This is a genomic window from Thalassomonas sp. RHCl1 (assembly GCF_947387555.1).
Taxonomy (GTDB): domain Bacteria; phylum Pseudomonadota; class Gammaproteobacteria; order Enterobacterales; family Alteromonadaceae; genus Thalassomonas.
This window is the reverse complement of sequence record NZ_CANDNZ010000019.1, coordinates 15,268-33,720: the sequence shown is the minus strand read 5'-3', so window position 1 is coordinate 33,720 and position 18,453 is coordinate 15,268. Positions and strand designations below refer to the sequence as shown.

Annotated in this window: 14 protein-coding genes; 7 read left to right on the top strand and 7 right to left on the bottom strand. The window is 48.8% G+C overall.

Translation table 11 applies throughout. The features are described 5' to 3' along the window. Positions 1 to 133: 133 nt before the first annotated feature. On the bottom strand, positions 134 to 658 hold the full coding sequence (locus QL234_RS29045) for a hypothetical protein (RefSeq protein ID WP_281561236.1): 525 nt from the start codon (positions 656 to 658) through the stop codon (positions 134 to 136). Between the two features lie 127 nt (positions 659 to 785). Beyond that, positions 786 to 1,481: a HupE/UreJ family protein gene (locus QL234_RS29040; RefSeq protein WP_281561235.1), complete on the bottom strand. Its 696-nt coding sequence runs from the start codon at positions 1,479 to 1,481 to the stop codon at positions 786 to 788. A 792-nt stretch (positions 1,482 to 2,273) separates the two neighbouring features. Here QL234_RS29040 and QL234_RS29035 point away from each other — a divergent pair. Beyond that, a complete protein-coding gene (locus tag QL234_RS29035) occupies positions 2,274 to 4,028 on the top strand; it encodes a S8 family serine peptidase (protein ID WP_281561234.1) in 1,755 nt (584 codons plus the stop codon). Positions 4,029 to 4,257: 229 nt separating this feature from the next. Here the strand turns inward: QL234_RS29035 and QL234_RS29030 are convergent, their stop codons facing one another. Further along, positions 4,258 to 5,829, bottom strand: coding sequence for a PAS domain-containing methyl-accepting chemotaxis protein (locus QL234_RS29030; RefSeq protein WP_281561233.1), 1,572 nt, complete (start codon positions 5,827 to 5,829; stop codon positions 4,258 to 4,260). A 450-nt stretch (positions 5,830 to 6,279) separates the two neighbouring features. Here QL234_RS29030 and QL234_RS29025 point away from each other — a divergent pair, with 450 nt between their 5' ends. Next, positions 6,280 to 6,507 carry a helix-turn-helix transcriptional regulator gene (locus tag QL234_RS29025; RefSeq protein ID WP_281561232.1) on the top strand — a complete coding sequence of 76 codons (228 nt, stop codon included), beginning with the start codon at positions 6,280 to 6,282 and terminating at the stop codon, positions 6,505 to 6,507. A gap of 139 nt (positions 6,508 to 6,646) precedes the next feature. Here QL234_RS29025 and QL234_RS29020 read toward each other — a convergent pair whose 3' ends face one another. Continuing rightward, complete coding sequence (locus QL234_RS29020) at positions 6,647 to 7,123, bottom strand: HPP family protein (RefSeq protein ID WP_281561231.1); 477 nt, start codon at positions 7,121 to 7,123, stop codon at positions 6,647 to 6,649. Between the two features lie 206 nt (positions 7,124 to 7,329). Then, positions 7,330 to 7,584: a hypothetical protein gene (locus QL234_RS29015; RefSeq protein ID WP_281561230.1), complete on the bottom strand. Its 255-nt coding sequence runs from the start codon at positions 7,582 to 7,584 to the stop codon at positions 7,330 to 7,332. A gap of 104 nt (positions 7,585 to 7,688) precedes the next feature. Here QL234_RS29015 and QL234_RS29010 point away from each other — a divergent pair, with 104 nt between their 5' ends. Together QL234_RS29010 and QL234_RS29005 are read left to right on the top strand one after the other, a co-directional pair. Further along, complete coding sequence (locus QL234_RS29010; protein ID WP_281561229.1) at positions 7,689 to 8,276, top strand: CPBP family intramembrane glutamic endopeptidase; 588 nt, start codon at positions 7,689 to 7,691, stop codon at positions 8,274 to 8,276. A gap of 348 nt (positions 8,277 to 8,624) precedes the next feature. Then, positions 8,625 to 9,479 (top strand): PA4780 family RIO1-like protein kinase, encoded by an 855-nt coding sequence (locus QL234_RS29005; RefSeq protein WP_281561228.1) that lies wholly within the window; start codon positions 8,625 to 8,627, stop codon positions 9,477 to 9,479. An 81-nt stretch (positions 9,480 to 9,560) separates the two neighbouring features. On the opposite strand, the gene QL234_RS29000 is transcribed toward QL234_RS29005, so the two are convergent. Next, positions 9,561 to 10,022 (bottom strand): DUF1456 family protein, encoded by a 462-nt coding sequence (locus tag QL234_RS29000; RefSeq protein ID WP_281561227.1) that lies wholly within the window; start codon positions 10,020 to 10,022, stop codon positions 9,561 to 9,563. Between the two features lie 269 nt (positions 10,023 to 10,291). Next, entirely contained in the window at positions 10,292 to 11,158 is an 867-nt protein-coding gene (locus tag QL234_RS28995; RefSeq protein ID WP_281561226.1) for a LytTR family DNA-binding domain-containing protein, read from the bottom strand. Positions 11,159 to 11,342: 184 nt separating this feature from the next. Between QL234_RS28995 and QL234_RS28990 the strand changes: the two genes are divergently transcribed. The 3 genes from QL234_RS28990 to QL234_RS28980 all read left to right on the top strand — a co-directional run bounded on the left by QL234_RS28990 (position 11,343) and on the right by QL234_RS28980 (position 18,411). Continuing rightward, complete coding sequence (locus QL234_RS28990) at positions 11,343 to 12,614, top strand: acyltransferase family protein (RefSeq protein WP_281561225.1); 1,272 nt, start codon at positions 11,343 to 11,345, stop codon at positions 12,612 to 12,614. Between the two features lie 326 nt (positions 12,615 to 12,940). Next, positions 12,941 to 13,468 (top strand): PEP-CTERM sorting domain-containing protein, encoded by a 528-nt coding sequence (locus tag QL234_RS28985; RefSeq protein ID WP_281561224.1) that lies wholly within the window; start codon positions 12,941 to 12,943, stop codon positions 13,466 to 13,468. Between the two features lie 695 nt (positions 13,469 to 14,163). After that, entirely contained in the window at positions 14,164 to 18,411 is a 4,248-nt protein-coding gene (locus QL234_RS28980; RefSeq protein WP_281561223.1) for a hypothetical protein, read from the top strand. Positions 18,412 to 18,453 lie beyond the last annotated feature (42 nt).

Here is an 18,453-nt window from a genome sequence, read left to right as displayed (position 1 = left end):
TTGTTCTTTTAATTAAGGTAGGGAATTGAGATAAAGCTGCAGGAAAACAGGCCCAAACTTGCCTCAGGTCAAAATTCCCCCGGATAAAAGGCATCAAGGGGGCTGAGCAGCAGCCCCAACTTGGGGAAAATCACTAGCCCTTAATGGTATAATCCCCTTTGATGGATAAGGTCACGACCACAGGGGCATCACCGGTGTTTTTCCAGTACCAGCCATGGGAGCCTGCAAACGGCGTGGTTAAAGAGCCTTTCATCTGATGTGAAGTGGTGATGGCAAAACTTTCAAAATAACCTGTGGTATCCCCTTCGGGCTCACCGTGAAAGTCAAAATAAAGCGCCTCACCGCCGGTATGCCATTCATATTCCAGATGGGCATACTTTTCCATCAGCAGTTTATATTCCAGACCTTTGCCGGCGGGGATCTCTATTTTAACAGTATCTGTGCGTTTACTCTCATCAACGGCAGCACTTTGCTCCTGCAACGGTTGTGTCCCGGCTAACTGCGTCAGGCCTAACGCTTCGCCCATGCCGGTCGGGTCGATATTGTATTCCGACGGCAAGATACAGATAACTAAAACAAGTGCGGCAAGTACCGCCGCCAAAACACTGGCTTTGACCAGACTGGTGGTGGAGTGCACCGGTGTGGTGACTGAGTTCATAACATATCCTTAAAAATACTTGTTTTACTTCACCAATAAATAAAGAGCTGAAGTAATGAATAAAATTTATCTCATCATCAAGATGAGCTTAACCGGTAATAACTAAATAGCGCTCGTTCGGCTAACACTAGTTAACAAAAAAGCCCGTTAACTGAAACCCTGTCAGCATCAAACCACAACTCATCAGCAGCGTATTGCTTGCCAGTGAAAAACGAAAATAACTGCTGTGCCTGCGCCAGAAACTTATCCCGATCAGCACCAGTGCCAATGCCATAAACTGCCCGAGCTCAACTCCTAAATTAAAGGCCAGCATATTGGCGACTAATCCCTGCTCCGGCAGGTTAAATTCCTGAATTTTAGTCGCTAACCCAAAACCGTGGAACAGGCCAAAAATCATCACCGCCGCCCTGGGGTTGGGCTGGAAACCCAGCAGGGCCTTAAAGCCCCCGATATTATCAAACCCTTTATAAACCACGGACAAACCGATAATGGCATCGATTAAATAGGGGTTTACCGCGATATTGCCGAGCACACCGTACAATAAGGTAATACTGTGGCCTAAGGTAAAGAGGCTGACATAAAGTAAAATATCTTTACTTTTGAACAGGAAAAAAATTACACCGAATAAAAACAGCAGGTGATCGTAACCTGTCACCATATGTTTCGCCCCGATATAAATAAAAGGGATAATGGATACCCCCTGATTCTGGGTTAAAAATTGCTTGGTGTCTTCATCAACGCCGTGGGCAAACAATGAAAACGAGGCACATAAGGCGGTAAACACCAATAAAACCTTAAAGCCTCTCGCCATAAATTGGCTCATGTAAAATACTCCATATTAAAATAATGCGATGTTTTGCTACACAGCTTCGCTTTTAGCTGTACTTTGCTTTAAACAAAGCGCGCATACCGCACCGCTATCAAAAAACCATCAGATAACTGGCGGACAAACAGCGAAATCGGCATCAAAATCATCGCACGAGTCCCTTGGGACGATTAAATAAATACTTGCCCGCCTTGGGTAGGAGGCGGATGGGGAGGCGAATAACGACAAGCTTGATAGCAAATATCCGGGTTCCCGCTGACTTCAGATGGAAAAAAGTTCACGACAAAGAAAAAGCACCAGCAAACAAGCCAGTACTGATCTCGACTGCGCTAAGCGCTTTAAGGTTTTGCCATTAACCAAGTATTTTAGCCTCAACCGGACGAGCAATATAAAAGCCGTTATAGTAAAGGAGATATCAGCAAAAAGCCATCACCCTACACCAGCACTAACAGTGACCAACGAAAATTTTGACGAGCCATTTCCTGGCACTTAGGCCAAAAACCTACCTGTAAAATCAAATAGATGTTTAAAAAACCATGAATACCTGCCCGAGCGAAGTAAAAAATGACGCTCGCCATACCGGGTGAATTCACCGATAAATCCGACGATGAAACAACTGGCGAAAAGCTTCGTGAGTTCTTTCGTCAAATTTTTCAAAGTATAAAGCGAAGCAGATTAACTAAAGAATAATTTCATAAAAATCAAACGTTAGAAGATTTTTTATCGATTGGCACAGGAAATGCTCTATTAGCGCCAGGTTTACTTAAAATATATTCGCGGAGATGTTCAATGAAATTTTGTAAAATGAAACGAATAACGTTAAGGACAATGATCAGCACCACAGCTTTGGCTCTGGTATTAACCATGACGGCAATCATAGGGTATCATTCAAGTCCCGCGCAAGTAGATCATCTCTCTGCCAATAAAAACTTACCGGCAAGTGAACACAAGGAAAGAAGCAATAGCTATATACTCCAGGGAGATAGCCTGGCAGCCATGACAGCTCAGGTAGAACGGGTCGGAGGCAAAATATCACATCAATTGGCCATTATTAATGCCATCGGCGCACAATTAACCCCAAGCCAGTTAACACAAATTACCGCCACAACCCAGTTGACGGCTTTTGCCGATGCAACCCTGACCACCAGCAGTTTTTCCACCTCTACCCATATCGCCCGCCAGACCGGCGCAGACCAGCTCCACCAGCTGGGCATCACAGGACAAGGGGTAACCATTGCCTTTATTGACAGCGGTATTTCGGTGAAAACAAAAAAGGGCCGTTTTTTAAGGCTGGACAGCCAGGGGCAAGAGCGTATCCTGGCCCAATATAACGCCGAAACCGGCAATATGTATTTTGTCCATAAAAACTCAGATGATCACGGCCACGGCAGCCATGTTGCCGGCATAGCCCTGAGCAGCGTACTTGATGAAAACGGCGAATATAACGGTATGGCCCCCGATGCCAACCTGGTATCGGTCAGGGCCTTTGATGAAAATGGCCAGGGCACCTATTTGAAAGTTATCAACGGCCTGGATTGGCTAGTCGCCAATAAAGACACCTATAATATCAAAGTGTTAAATCTCTCCTTTGGCGCCTTACCCCGCTCTTATTATTGGAATGATCCCCTTAATCAGGCGGTCATGCGGGCATGGCAGGCGGGCATAGTCGTAGTAACATCCGCCGGTAACCTGGGTCCGGATCCCATGACTGTCAGCGTACCCGGCAATGTGCCTTATGTGATCACCGTCGGGGCGCTTACCGATCATTATACCCCAGACGACCAAAGCGATGACCGCATCACCACCTTTTCCGCTGCCGGTCCGACCCATGCCGGCTTTATCAAGCCGGATTTAATCGCCTGGGGCGGCCATATGATGGGGAAAATACATGATACCTATTTACCGACCCTGGCCCAGCAACATCCGGAAGCAATACTGGGGCAAAGTTATTTTGAAATATCCGGCACTTCACAGGCATCGGCCGTGGTTGCCGGCACAGTTGCCTTGATGTTGCAAAATGATCCCGGCCTGTCACCGGATGATGTTAAATGTCGTTTAATGACTTCGGCGCAGATGGCAATCGCCGCCGACGGCAAAGCCGCCTACAGCCCTTTTACCCAGGGAGCCGGTAAAGTCAATGCCTGGGGGGCGGTGCAAAGCACGGCATCCGGTTGTGCCAACAATGGCCTGGATATCGCGGCAGACCTTGACGGTAACCAGCATTTTCAAGGACCTGCCCGGGTCGATGAACATGACAATTTCTACCTGCTTGATGCTGACGGCAATATCTGGAACGAAGGCTCAATGTGGAATGAAGGCTCGTTCTGGAACGAAGGCACGGTATGGAATGAAGGTTCGCTCTGGAACGAAGGCTCGGTGTGGAATGAAGGCTCGCTGTGGAACGAAGGCTCAGTATGGAATGAAGGGGGGATCTGGAACGAAGGTTCAGTGTGGAATGAAGGGGTGATCTGGAACGAAGGCTCAGTGTGGAACGAAGGCTTGTCTGACAATATTGATGTTAATGCCTGGGTAGATCAGGAATGATTTCAAACTGAGCACGCCCCCAGCTCAGTTGCCGGCCAGTCTGATAACAGGCTGGCCGTTTAACAACATCTCAGCTTACAGTCCTGCTAAGCATCCCGTTTGCTCTGCAATTGAGTATTTACTGCCGACACATCAAAGCAAGACAACCCCTTGCTGGTGATCAAACAAAGCAGGCTGCCAAATGCAGAAGCAGAGAAAACTATCTTTCCCCCGCACCAGCCGCCCGGAGTTAACTTTTAAACTGTACAATCAAACTGTGCAGGGTTTTTAATTCATCGAGCAAATCATGGCTGAGCTGCTTGGAGTCTTCACCGTGGCCGACCCCGATATTGGCGATATCATTGATCCTGTGGGTATTCTGGCTGACCTGCTCTGCCACTACCGACTGCTCTTCCACCGCGGTGGCAATTTGCTGGTTAAGCACGGAAATTTTATCCACTTCGCCGTTAACATCCCCCAAAGTATTACCGGTATCATTGGCAAAACGCACACAATCCCGGGCCAGATCCCGGCTTTTCGACATCGCGGCAATCGCCTCTCCCGACTCTTTATTAAGCTGCGCCAGCATGGTTTTGATTTCTTCGGTAGACTGCTGGGTACGTTGCGCCAGTGCCCTGACTTCCTCGGCAACCACGGCAAAACCCCGTCCCTGCTCTCCCGCCCGCGCCGCTTCAATGGCAGCATTGAGCGCCAGTAAATTGGTTTGATCGGCAATAGAGCTGATTTCATCGGAAATGGTTTCGATGGACTGGCTGCCCTGCACCAGATGCGTGATCACCTCATCCACTTCCTGCAGCTGTCCCGACAAGGTGTGGATAGAATCTACGGTATTGGTCACCACCGCCATACCGCTGTTACTGATGCTCTGCCCCTGGGTAGATGCGTCGGCGGCACTGAGCACACTTGAGGATAATTCATTAATGGTGCCCACCATCTGGTTCATGGCGGTAGCCACCAGGTCTATTTCGCTGCTCTGCTCTGACAACATTTTCGAAACATCATTGCCGTTGGCCGCAGTATCTTCGGCGATACCATTGACATTTTCCGACAAGTCACGGACCCGGCCAATCACGGCATTTAACTCGGATTTACGCATCTTTAACGCCAGCTCCACCCGGCCGAGTTTATCGGGGCAGCCGGAGTAGAGGATACTCATCAAGTTATTATCAAACACCTGCTCCGCCTGGTGCACCACCTGCTGATACCGTTTTCGCCACAAGGCAAATAGAATACTGCACGCCAGACTGATAATAAAACCCGGTAAAGTCATCAGCAGCGAATCCTGCCTATAGGCCATGGCCATGCCTAAAAACAGCGTCAGCATCATCAGCAGAGACTGCATATAGGTGGTATAGTCAAGCCGGGAAAACCTCAACCGCACCGGGGTTTTCCCTTCATTAAGCTGGCGGTAAAGTTTTTTCGCCCGGCGCACCACCTTCTCTTCGGGCACGGTTCTGACCGACTGGTACTCAACCACTTTGCCCTGGTCGTCCTTAATCGGGGTGACATAGGCATTCACCCAATAATAATCACCGTTTTTACAGCGGTTTTTTACCGGGCCCATCCAGGAGCGCCCTTGCTTCAAGGTGTCCCATAAATCGGCAAAAGCGGCTTTTGGCATATCCGGGTGACGGACAATATTGTGTCCGTGGCCAATAAGTTCATCGAGCTCATAACCGGCAATCTCACAAAAATCATGATTGGCATAGGTGATTTTACCTTTCAGATCTGTGGTGGAGAGCAAAATGGAGGAAGAAGAAAATGTCTTTTCGGTTTGCGTAACCTGCTTGTTAACTGTCATAAAATGCCTTTTACTAATGGGGGGATAGTAAACTTCCATCATAGACATAGCCATTGCTCGGGGAAAAGTGAGAAAAAGCCTTTCCCGGGCAATTACCAGACTATCATAGCACTATAATATCGCTATTATCCTAGATAGCCGGGCAAGTTAAGTTGATCTGCATCAATCTGATTTTTAATAAAATTTACCTTTTTCAATAAGAAATTCTTCGTAGTGGCAGACCCTGTACCCCGCACTTCCCCCGTCACCGATGCCTTTGCTTTTCGACAAAAACGGGCGTAAATATTCCAACAGCAACTGCTTATATTTTCCAAGCTATACTATGCTGTAAATACATGTGCTGCATAACATTTCAATTTGTATCAATGAGCAGCAGCTGAAAATGACCCTAAAGAGTTTACTTACCAACAGGTCAAGTGAATGACCACAAACTTATAAGGAACCCCCTGCATGGACGGCCGTATGTTACTCAATAGCAAAAACTTAAAAAAATTAAGAAAAATTAAAGGGCTCAGCCAGGAAAAGTTAGCCCAGGAATGTAAAGATCACCGCATCCAGTTATCAATTGCCTCTATTAAACGCGCGGAGACCGGTAAACAGGTACTATATCGCACTGCCGCCGCACTGGCCTCGTATTATCAGGTATCGATAGATGAAATATGCAGCCAAGCGGGCTGATTAAGAGGCGGGCACTTACTGCAATAAAGCATAGCGGGCATCAAAGCCGATAAAAAGCAGGCTTTGATGCTATATCCCCTGAACTTCCCTTGCTTAATCCCGGGCCATCCCCATCAAGCAAAAGCCATGAAACAGCCGGTTACGGCTTAACAGGCAAATACCGCTGCAGGCTTTTATTCACCAGATAACCCATAGCAACAATGATCAAAACCCCGCTCAGCACAGGAGACAGCAAAAAGGACCAGCTTTGCCCTGTCATCATAATCAGCATAGGATTGGCGCCTGCCGGCGGATGGGTCGTTTTCGTGGCCAGCATCAAGGTGATTGCCAGCCCGGTCGCCAATGCCAGCGACCAGGGATAAACCCCGACATAAGTGACAAAAACCAGGCCGACGCTTGCCGACAACAAATGCCCTAAGATAACATTTTTTGGCTGTGCCAGCGGACTTGCCGGCACGCCAAAAACCAACACTGTTGTAGCACCAAAGGGTGCCATCAACCATAACCCGCTTTGGGTGAATACCTCCAGGTAAGATAATATTGCCAGGGTAAGGGTCGCCCCCAGTCCCGCCAACAGGGAAAAATATTTCGTTTCCATCACTTCACTCTTGTTCATTTTTAACCATTCTTTGTCAGGCTTTCTCCAGCACGGCTGACTTTCACCGTACAAGCGGCCAAAGGAGACAAGTTAGTCTACATTCCGAAATGAATGATAGACACATCTGTCTACCTTTGCAATAACTCGTAAAGAAACCGGCGGGCTTCCCCTGAATCAACAAAGGAAAAAGAAACGAAGATCCATAAACAACCGGGAATATGCTTTTACCAGCAAGCTTTTTTTGACATAAAAAAATCAATAAAAGCACGTACTTTAGCTTGCTCGAATTTGACCTGCTGATAATAAAGGAACACTTCTGCACCCGGCCACCAGTAATTTTCCAGCACAGGCAACAGGGTTTTGGCCTTAAGGTGCTGTTGTAATAATGGATCATCGGCGGCAAGGTTAATCAAGCCAAGCCCCTGGGCGGCTAATTCAACAAACCCGGTCACAGTTTTGACCGGCGAACGAAGCGTCATATATTCCGGTTGATCTTTAGCCGGATTACCGGTTTTAAAAAGATAAAAAAACAGTAACAGAAAATCCGGCTAAAAAAATTACGCTATATCGATGGACACTGCTCTTGTTATGGCTGCCAACACTTTTTACCCTGGCATTAGATTATTTAGGGCAAATCAGTGTCACCGATTTGGGCGTAAGCTGGTACTGGAATTGGGTTACGGCAAGCTGCCTGTTGCTGTTATTATTCACCGTGGCTTACCTGCTTTTTTCTTTAGGACAAGTAAAGAAGCGCATCCGGGATGATCGTCAGCTGCAAAAAAACTTAAACGCTCAGCTAGCTCAGTCTCAATGGTTTATGCCAACCACTCCCAGGGAAGCCCGCTATTTTATATGTGCTGTTTCAGTCTCTGCCGGTATTTGCGAAGAGTTACTCTTTCGAGGCTATTTGCTTAATTTACTCTCAGGATGGTTACCTGAATATGCCGCGGTCACCCTCTCGGCAATACTGTTTGCGTTACCACATATTTACCAGGGAATTATACCAGCCATACGCACCTTTATCATGGGAGTGATCTTTGCCCTGTTATATCTAGTTACCGACAGCATTATTATGTGTATTTTGCTCCATGTCATCCTTGATATCTACGCCGGCATCTTGGCTTATCCTGTTTTTCAGTCAAAAACGATAAGCTCAGACCACAGCCCGTAAGTCGCCTGAAATTAGCGAAAAATAACGCGCCAGGAAAACCATCTGATGGCTTTCCTGGTGACGAATATAAAGCGCTAAATGCAATAAGCGCTCTATAAACCCGACATCAAAACTAACAAACCTAAAAGACAACAGTTAAATCAGTAAGTTTTTTATCCTTGGCTCCGGCGATCATGCTCCCGGGTAACACATCTGCACTAAGCACCTGGCATTAAAATAAAATTCCGGCCAACTTCCGAGCTATCAGCTGATTTATCCGGTTAAAAAACCGGCGAAGAAAATAAATTCAGTTACACAATTTTTAGCCTGCTTATTCCATCCTGCGCTTTTCTAAGGTATAAGAAGCCAATGAAAATACCAAAAAGAATACAACCCCTGGTCGAAGACGGCCTGATCGATGAAGTCCTCGGCCAGTTAATGAGTGGTAAAGAAGCCACTGTTTATACAGTGCGTTGCGGCGATGAAATTCGCTGCGCCAAAGTCTATAAAGATGCCGTTAAACGCAGCTTTAAAAAAGCCGTACAATACCGGGAAGGACGCAAAGTACGTAACAGCCGCCGTGCAAGAGCCATGGAAAAAGGCTCAAAATTTGGCCGGGAACAACAGGAGCAGGCCTGGCAAAATGCCGAAGTAGATGCCCTATACCGGATCGCTGATGCCGGTGTGCGGGTGCCTGAGGCTTATGGCTGTTTCGATGGCGTGCTCTTGATGGAGCTGATCACCGATGAAGAAGGCGATGTCGCCCCCAGGTTAAACGACGTAGTAATGTCGGCGCAGCAGGCGATAGAAGATCACGCCATTGTCATGACCTATATTATGCGTATGTTATGTGCCGGTTTAATCCACGGCGACTTATCGGAGTTTAATGTGCTGGTGGACGAATACGGCCCGGTGATCATCGACTTTCCCCAGGCCGTCGATGCCGCCGCCAACAACAATGCCAAAAGCATGCTTTTTCGCGATGTCGATAATATGACCAGCTACTATGCCCAGTTTGCCCCCCAGCTGCGAAAAACCCGTTATGGCAAGGAAATCTGGCGGCTGTACCAGCAAGGGCTGCTGACCCCCTATACCGAACTCAGCGGCAATTATCAGGAAGACAAACGCGCCGCCGATGTGGATACGGTGTTAGAGGAAATCAAGGCCGCCTTTGCCGAGCAAGAGGCCCGCCAAGAGCGCCTGGCCACACAAACGCTGGACTAACCCCCCTGCTGCAGACCAGGAAGAGCAACTGATACGCAGATGCAATTTGCCGGGAGAATATTCGCATGATTGGCCAGGGAATTATTCGCCACGGTATTTGATTTGTACACCCTGGAGGAAGTTGCGCAGGATTTGATCTTTACACTGGCGATAATGTTTATGCTCCGGCTTGCGGAAAAAAGCACTTAACTCCGGTTTGCTGACCCTAAGGTCCGCCAGCTTCAAGGTATCGATGATATCTTCGGCTTTCATATTCAAGGCAATTTTGAGCTTCATCAAGATCAAGTTATTGGTTAAGCGTTTTTCCGGCGGATGTTGCGGACCGTCTTTTTTACCCCGCTTTTCATTGATCAGGCCATGAAGGAAAATCGCCAGCTCGGTATCGCCGCAGGCTTTGTAATCAGGATCGTCATCTTTTTTCAGCCAGCAAGTTATCTGCTTCCTGGCTATCTGATGATCGGCCAAAGCCATGATAGCCACCATTTTGTCATCGTTATAATTGAAGATATAGCGGATGCGGCGAAGTACGTCGTTATTGGTCACAGATGTTTCCTGAATAAAATTGCAGCCTGGTCATTTTGACGACTGCCTGATAATGGCGGCAATTTTAGCAGACTTTAGGCTTATCAATAAAGCCTCAACAAGGGAGAATCAATCGCTCTGCCCACTTTAAGGAATTTGCAAAGATTAAGACGTCATTACCTTTCCTTTTTACCGGTCCAAAGGCAACATCTTCTCGTTCACCGGCCAAAGGTAAGTCATGCAAATATAAATTCAGACGCATTTAGGCGTATGACAATTGCTCAGCCTCACTAACTTAACCTGACTTTAAATTCATCCCGGTAACGGCGGGATAAGTTTAACTGCTTACCGTTTTTCAGCATAACTTCGCAATCACCGCTCGGTTGGGGGCTGATAGAGTCGACGGCATCGAGATTGACGCCATATGAGCGGTGAATACGGCAAAAACCTTTCTCCGATATCTGCTCAATCAGGCCGCTTAAAGTGGAACGCAACGGATAAACCCTGTCCTTGATATGCAAATTAACATAGTTGCCGCATGACTCCAGCCACTCGATATCTTCTACCTTGATAATAAATTCTTTACCCAGTTTTTTCACCAGCAGGCGATCACATTCCTGCGCTTTGCTATTTTCTTCACTCACCTCTTCTCCATCGGGCACCAGGCGGGCTTCGCCGATAAGGCGGCTGATAACAAAGCGAAAACAATAGATCACCATCACAAAAAAGACATAGCTCCAGGCATCTTTACGGTATTCGTATATCAGCTCTATCGGCAACTCGCCAAATTGATATTGCATGTCCTGACTGAGAAAGATCAGCTTGCGCAAAAAAACCATCAGGCCGACATGCATCAGGGAAAAGGCCACCGAAGCCAATACATGCCAGCCAATATTGTTTTTCAACTTTAACCAGGTCAGCGGCACTTTTTTTAAAAAAAGCATTAATAAGGGCAAGAGTAAAATAAAACTGACGGCACTGGTATATTCAAGTACAAAAGGTTGCCAGAGAGGGAAGTCTATGCCCTGCATTTCCCGCCCGGCCTCCATAAGAATAGAAGTGGCATTGATGGTATTGTTGATAAACAGATAGCCTATCAGGAAGCACAATTCATAAAATTGCGGTCGTTTTTCAATCTCGGTTAATAAAGTCATCATTTCGTTCTTTATTGAAGGCTCACCAGTAAACATTTTTATCCCCGGATACCACCGCTTATCCCTATCCCTTGTTATTTAAGCCTTTTTGACTTTTTTGTCTTCAGCAAAATCGCTACGCTGGCCTTATAAAATCATGTTAAAGCGAACATGAAAAAGACTCAAGGACACACCATCAGAGGCCAATATGATAACCGAAAACTCTCCCGCACAACATCCGGGAAATCTGCCGAAAACCCAAACCGCCATCAACGACAGACGTTACGACATCGACTGGCTCAGATCCCTGGCCTTTCTCATATTAATTTTTTACCACATAGGTCAGTTTTATGTATTCGGATGGGACTGGCATATTAAAAGCACTTACCAAAGTGAGTTTTTGCAAAACATCATGCTCCTGGTAAACCAATGGCGTATGCCGCTGCTTTTTTTGATTTCCGGCACCGCCCTGGCATTGCTTGAGCCAAAAATCACTAACCGGGCTTTATTAAAAACCCGCTTTGTCCGTATCTTTATCCCCTTAGTGATCGGCATGTATTTGATTGTGCCTCCCCAGTTGTATTTTGAACTGATACAAAAAGAAGGATTTAGCGGTGATTATTTCCGCTTTTTTCGCTTTTATATTGATGCCGGTACCGCCATGTTTGCCGATCACCAGCATAGTCCTCTGGGGTTATTAACCTGGAATCACTTATGGTACCTTGGCTATTTATGGCATTACACCCTGATTTACCTGGTATTAAAACCGCTATTAAGGCGGATAAACTTCTCGCGCATCAACAAGGTTTCCCCGCCGGCTTTAGTCTTGATACCGGTAAGCCTGTTTATTTTCTATGGTCTGGTAATAGAGCCCCTTTACCCGTCCACCAATGCCTTGGTAAATGACTGGTACAATCATGCCCTTTATTTTACCGTTTTCCTGTTTGGTTATATGCTGGCAAAAGCACCGTCTGTCTGGCAAAGCATTATCCACTATCGGAAAACCTGGTTGATACTGGCTATTTGCAACTACCTGCTGGTGATTGTCCGCTATAACCGCGCCCTGGGCTTTGACATCGACTATATCAATGGTTCGCTGTTAACCCAGGTGGTCATCCAGTTTATCTGGTGCGCCAATAAGGTCTTTTGGCTGCTGGCCGTTATCGGTTATGCCGGTGCTTACCTCAACAGGAAGCATCCGCTGTTAACCTATATGAATCAAGCCGTTTTACCCTGGTATATCTTGCATCAAACCCTGATCATTATTTTTGCCGCCTACCTGGCCAAATTTGCCTTAGGGCCTGTGCTTGAGCCGCTGCTGCTGATCCTGATGACCTTTGCCGGCTGCTTTATCGGTTATGAAGTCATTAAACGTTTTACGCTGACACGCTTTATGTTTGGCTTAAAGGTGAACAGCAAAACCAGTCGCCCCCCTTTGAGTTCCCCGGCAGCAGCGACAGAAAAAAACGCGCTTAACTAAGCACTCCCGCTGTAGCTCAGCAGACCATCGCCCTTGATTTTACAGGAGAACAACCCGGTCAATCACCTTGTAAAATCAAGAGCTTGCCATAAATCCTGGTTTAGTTTCCCGTAAAACCAGTCCCCTGGCAACAAAGCAAACAGCTACGTCAAAACCCGTTTTTATTAATTTGAATTATCAATAAAAGTGAACTTTACTTAAATCCCTAACTGCTACTTTCTGTGATTTATTTTTACGCAAGACATGAAACCTGTCCGTTGGGTAAGGGATGATCCATTTAAAGATAATAAGTTTAAATAGATCCCGGCTAAGAGGACAACATCCCGATGTATAAAATAAAGCTTTACACCCTGATTGCCGCGCTATTCTTAACTAGCTCCTTTTCCACACACGCTACGCTGATCACCTCAGACTTAGTGCAACTGGACGCCAATACCTGGCAAGGAAGTTATAAAATCACCAATAACACCTTACCCTTTGATATTGAAGAATTCAGTATCTATTTTGATTTTAGCCTGTTTGAAAACCTTGCTGCCACAGGCGCGCCGCCTGACTGGGATCCTTTAGTTATTCAACCGGATATCGGCCTGCCCGACGACGGCTTCTACGATGCACTGGCACTTGCGGTCGGGGTTATTCCCGGCAATATGTTATCCGGCTTTATGATTGAGTTTGATTATCTCGGGCTTGACCTGCCGCCGGCCATGCCTTTTGAGATCTTAGATCCCTTTACTTTTGACCTGCTCGACAGCGGTGAAGTGATCTTTACTTCGATAACCGAATTACCCGTGCCTGCTCCCGCCACCTTAGGCTTACTGGCCCTGGGTCTGCTCGGTGTAAGACGGCGAAAATAAAGTCAACAAAGCTGAATAATAGTGTTCCCCCTGAAAATATGGCCCCTTAATATAGGGTCCATATTTTCAGTGCTTTTCTTTTTGCCGCCAGCAATCCCCCTCCTTAGCAGCGGTTGTTAACAGTTCGATACCACCATTAAATTCATCATTATCATTCAACAGCTTAAGACAATAACTTTAAAATCTTGCCAAAGTAATGCAATGTTCGCCCCAAAAAATAATTATCCCCCGGCTGTAAAAATGATTTTTCAATCATTACAACAAGCTTTGCCGGAGTAAAAAATTCTGACAGAAATTGACGCCTTTTCCGTCTTGAATTTTCAAAATCTGTTAACTATTCTTTTTTACCAAAATTAGATGCAGGGAAGCCGGTGCACACCGGGAGCCGTTGATACGCTACCTCTGGGCACCTGAAACCAGCTTTGTTGTATTTGATTTACTTGATGTACTCACTGACGACTTTCTTGTCAGCAATAATGAACCCGCCAGCGAAAGTTGGTGGAATAAGCTGCTGACTCTGCAATATATCAGTGTTGTATCGTTTCCAAACAACTCTTCACATGATCCAGCTTTAGTCCAGCATTTGATGACATACGCTCATTTTTGAGAATGATTTGAAAAATGATCACTCAGTCAGTTTCAACCGAACGGTTACAGATCCATGGATCTGTGTCCATCGGCCAAGGGGGAATGTTATGAATATCAGGCAAGCTTTACATCGCATTAGCCTTATAAGCTTTTACCTATTCGCTTGTTGGCTCCCCGCAGCCTTTGCCGATATTGTTATCGACGACAGAAATGTCGTCAGCTCTTCCCGTGTTTCCCGGGTGGAAATCGAATATATCAACACCTTAGATATCTCCAATACCGGCGGTGCCTTTACCAATATCGTCATTACCGTCTCCAGTACATCGCCCAATACAGTGATCACCGATAACCAGGTATTGGTGGACGAGATGTTATCCCCCGGCAGTTTAACCACCACAGACACTTTTTCCTTTCGCCAAAACCGCAGCGCCCCCTTTAATCCGGACGATCTGCAATTTGATATCGCCTTTGAGGAAGTGGATATCCTGCCCCCGGCTGTCGCCATTTTATCGCCGCAAGACGGCGATATCGTCAATAACTCTCCGGTGCAGGTGCTGGTGGCGGCAAGCGATAATGTTGCCCTGGATACCGTTACCGTCAACGGCATCCCGGCAAGCTTTGACGGCAGCAACTTTAGCGCCGATGTTCCCCTGAGCTCCGGACTCAACAGCTTAACGGCGGTGGCCACAGACACCTCAGGCAACTCCAGCTCGGACACCATAGATATTGAGCTGGTGGCGCTCGATTTAACCGCGCCCTCGGTGGAGATCCTCTCCCCGTTAAACGGCGATACCGTCAATGAGAGTCCGGTCAGCGTGGTGGTGGCCGCCAGTGACGATGTCGCCTTAGATACCGTCACCGTCAACGGCACACCGGCAAGCTTTGACGGCAGTAACTTTATCGCCAGTGTGGCCATCGTTCCCGGCACCAACAGCCTGACGGCCGTGGCCACCGATACCTCGGGCAACAGCAACTCAGATACCATAGATATTGAGCTGGTGGCACTGGATTTAACCGCGCCCTCGGTCAACATTCTCTCGCCGCTGGACGGTGATATCGTCAATGAAAGTCCGGTCAGCGTTCTGGTGGAAGCAAGCGATGATGTCGCCCTTGATACCGTTACCGTTAACGGCGTACCGGCCAGCTTTGACGGCAGCAACTTTTTTGCCAGCGTGCCGATAGAACCCGGTAACAACAGCCTGACGGCAGTGGCCACAGATACTTCCGGCAACTCTAATTCCGATACCATAGACATAGAGCTGGTGGCACTGGATTTAACCGCGCCTTCGGTGCAAATCCTCTCCCCGACAGACGGCGAGGTGCTGGCAGAAAGCCCGGTGGATGTCTCCATTGCCGCCGACGATGATGTTGCCCTGGAAACCGTCACCATCAATGGTCTGCCCACCAGTTTTGACGGCAGCAATTTTATCGCCAGCATACCGCTGGATGAAGGCAGCAATACGTTAACGGCAGTCGCCACCGACACCTCGGGCAACAGCAACTCCGACAGCATAGAGGTCACCCTGGATTTATCCCTGGGAGATATCACGCCGCCGACCATCAGCATCTTGGCGCCGACAGACGGCGCGCTGTTAATCGATAACACCCCGGAGCTGGAAATCATCTACGACGACAATGTCGGTATCAACGAAGGCTCTTTGCTCATCAGCGTCAACGGCGAAGCCATTTCCCCGGATTGTAATGCCGATACCACAGATGCCTTTTGCAGCCTGACTGCGCCGTTGCCGGACGGCGATGTCACCATAGCAGCGCAGATCAGCGACCTGGCCGGCAACAGTACCAGTGACCAGGTAACGGTACTGGTGGATGTCGAGCCGGTCACCATCGATATTAACGAGCCCTTAGACCGTTTGATCACTGACCTTGCACAAATCAATGTCGAAGGCGATGTCAGCGACAATGCACAAACCGTGACCGTCAATGGCGTAGACGCCAGTATCACCGACGGCCAGTTCTCCGCCCTGGTGCCCCTGCGTGAAGGCAAAAACATGTTGGTGGCAGTCGGCACCAAAGCTTCGGGACGCACCGCCACCGACTCGGTGGATATCACCCGGGATAATATCGCCCCGATCGTGCAGATCACCTCCCCCTCCGACGGCCTGGTCTCGGTCAACGACACCATAGATGTCACCGGCCAGGTCAATGACATAGTCAACGGCGCCGTCAATGCCAGCGTGTTTATCAACGGCATTGAAGCCACAGTCTCAGCCGGTAACTTTTTAGCCACCGCCGTGCCCCTGGTAAACGGCCCTAATACCATAGAAGCGGTTGCCACCGACCAGGTAGGCAACCAGGGCAGCCACCAAATCGAGGTGACCTTCACCCAGCCTGCCGGCGCCCGTATGAGCCAGTTCTCCGGCAGCGGCCAGGCCAGCGAAGTGACTACCCAGCTATCACAGCCCCTTATCGCCCAGGTACTCGACAGTTTAGGCAATCCGGTAACCGGACGTTTGGTGAAATTTGAAGTCAGCCGCAACAACGGCGGCGTTGCTCCGGATGCCTCCGCCGAGCTACAACGTATCATTCAGGTACCCACCGACGGCTCCGGCAAGGCCCAGGTGTTCTTCACCTTGGGCGATACCGCAGGGGAAGGTAACAACCGGGTGATAGCTTCCGCCGTCGGCGTAGTCGGTGAAGTGGAGTTTTGCGCCACCGCCCTGACCCGCCCGGCGGATAAGATCTTAATGACCAGCGGCGACAACCAGCGCGGCCTGGTGAGCAGCCCGCTGCCCAATCCTCTTGAAGCCCTGGTGGTGGACAGGGGCGGCAACCCCATTCAGGGTATACAGATCACCTTCCAGGTCACTAAGGGCGGCGGTAATCTCGACGGCAGCGACACTATCGTCAAGCAAACCGGCAATGACGGTGTTGCCCGGGCAGTGTTAACCTTAGGACTGGAACCCGGCATCAATAACAATGTCGTCAATGCCACGTTCCCCGGCCTGACCGGCTTGCCCGCGACCTTTACCTCCTCAGGCCTGTCACCGGGCAACCCGGAAGAAACCACCTTCTCCGGCGTGGTACTCGACAGCGGTTTGACCGCCATCCCCGGCGCCGTGGTATTTATCCCCAACAGCCCGGCAACCGGGGTCACCAATGATGAAGGCTTCTTCCTGCTTGAAAATGTGCCTACGGGCAAAATCGATCTGGAAATAGACCCCTCAGGCAGTCCGCGTCCGGAAACGTTCCCGGCGCTGCATTTTGAAACGGTAACCGTCGCTGGCCAGCAAAACGATCTCGGCATGCCCATTATCCTGCCGCCGATCCAAACCCAGGACTCCAAACTGGTCGGTGGCGATGAAGATGTCACCCTGCAAATGGTAGGGGTTGCCGGACTGGAACTGACCGTCTTTGCCAACTCCGCCACTTTCCCCAACGGCAGTAGCACAGGACAGGTCACCATCAGCCAGGTGCACCTGGATAAAGTACCTATGCCGCCGCCAAGTGGCACCTTCTTTATGCCGCCAGCCTGGACGGTGCAGCCCGCCGGGGTCATCTTTGATCCGCCGGCCAGGATCAGCATTCCCAACGATGGCCTGCCCCCGGGCCGGGTGATCGACATCTTCCAGTTTGACCATGCGCTGAACGAGTTTATCAATGTCGGTAAAGGCACGGTATCGGAAGACGCTTCTGTCATCATCTCAGACCCAGGTTTTGGCATTACCCGCGCCGGCTGGGGCGGCTGTGGTCAGCCGCAACCGCCGACCACCTGCGCCGCCAAATGTGGCCCTTGCCAGAAATGTGAAAACAATGCCTGTGTCGCCGATACCTCGAAAAACGGCCAGGCCTGTGCCGACGGCTCTCAGGAAACCAAGTCCAACGGCGTCACCTACTCGGTGGACGATTCCTGTAAAGGGGTGTGCGATAACGGCACCTGTAAAGACAAAGACGGCTTTAATGTCAAAAAACTGCTGGATGCCTTAAAAACCGCCGGTGACAAGGCCTTCTCCAGCTGTGTTAAAGATCCACTGAAGAAGAAAATGACCGATTTCCTCAAGGACAAAAACTTTAAAATCAAGTGCAGTGCCACCAATCCCAACTGCGGCGGCGCCGCACCGGGATCCAATACCCTAACCTTAGGTAAAGCGGCGCTTGATGCCTCTAAATGCGATGATCTCTCCTCCAGCACCTTGCATGAACTCGTGCATGCCGCCGGCGGCCATCGTCATCGCAAATGTAAAGCCGACGGCACCGTGCTCGGGGAAATTGCCTGTACCGTCGGGGCCGATTGTAAAACCTGTGTCGATCCCAATACCGACAAGGCCTATGGCTGTGAAGCATCCTGCTTCCCCACCACAGGCTCTAAAGTCGGTAAAGCATCGGCCTGTAAATAACACATGTGGTAGTGTTACGTGACGAATCATAAGAACAGAAAA

Excerpts from the sequence above, each read along its gene's own strand:
- QL234_RS28995 (WP_281561226.1), bottom strand. The coding sequence starts at position 11,158 with ATGATGACTTTATTAACCGAGATTGAAAAACGACCGCAATTTTATGAA.
- QL234_RS28985 (WP_281561224.1), top strand. The coding sequence starts at position 12,941 with ATGTATAAAATAAAGCTTTACACCCTGATTGCCGCGCTATTCTTAACT.
- QL234_RS29045 (WP_281561236.1), bottom strand. The coding sequence starts at position 658 with ATGAACTCAGTCACCACACCGGTGCACTCCACCACCAGTCTGGTCAAA.
- QL234_RS29040 (WP_281561235.1), bottom strand. The coding sequence starts at position 1,481 with ATGAGCCAATTTATGGCGAGAGGCTTTAAGGTTTTATTGGTGTTTACC.
- QL234_RS28990 (WP_281561225.1), top strand. The coding sequence starts at position 11,343 with ATGATAACCGAAAACTCTCCCGCACAACATCCGGGAAATCTGCCGAAA.
- QL234_RS28980 (WP_281561223.1), top strand. The coding sequence starts at position 14,164 with ATGAATATCAGGCAAGCTTTACATCGCATTAGCCTTATAAGCTTTTAC.
- QL234_RS29025 (WP_281561232.1), top strand. The coding sequence starts at position 6,280 with ATGGACGGCCGTATGTTACTCAATAGCAAAAACTTAAAAAAATTAAGA.
- QL234_RS29030 (WP_281561233.1), bottom strand. The coding sequence starts at position 5,829 with ATGACAGTTAACAAGCAGGTTACGCAAACCGAAAAGACATTTTCTTCT.
- QL234_RS29015 (WP_281561230.1), bottom strand. The coding sequence starts at position 7,584 with ATGACGCTTCGTTCGCCGGTCAAAACTGTGACCGGGTTTGTTGAATTA.
- QL234_RS29035 (WP_281561234.1), top strand. The coding sequence starts at position 2,274 with ATGAAATTTTGTAAAATGAAACGAATAACGTTAAGGACAATGATCAGC.
- QL234_RS29005 (WP_281561228.1), top strand. The coding sequence starts at position 8,625 with ATGAAAATACCAAAAAGAATACAACCCCTGGTCGAAGACGGCCTGATC.
- QL234_RS29020 (WP_281561231.1), bottom strand. The coding sequence starts at position 7,123 with ATGAACAAGAGTGAAGTGATGGAAACGAAATATTTTTCCCTGTTGGCG.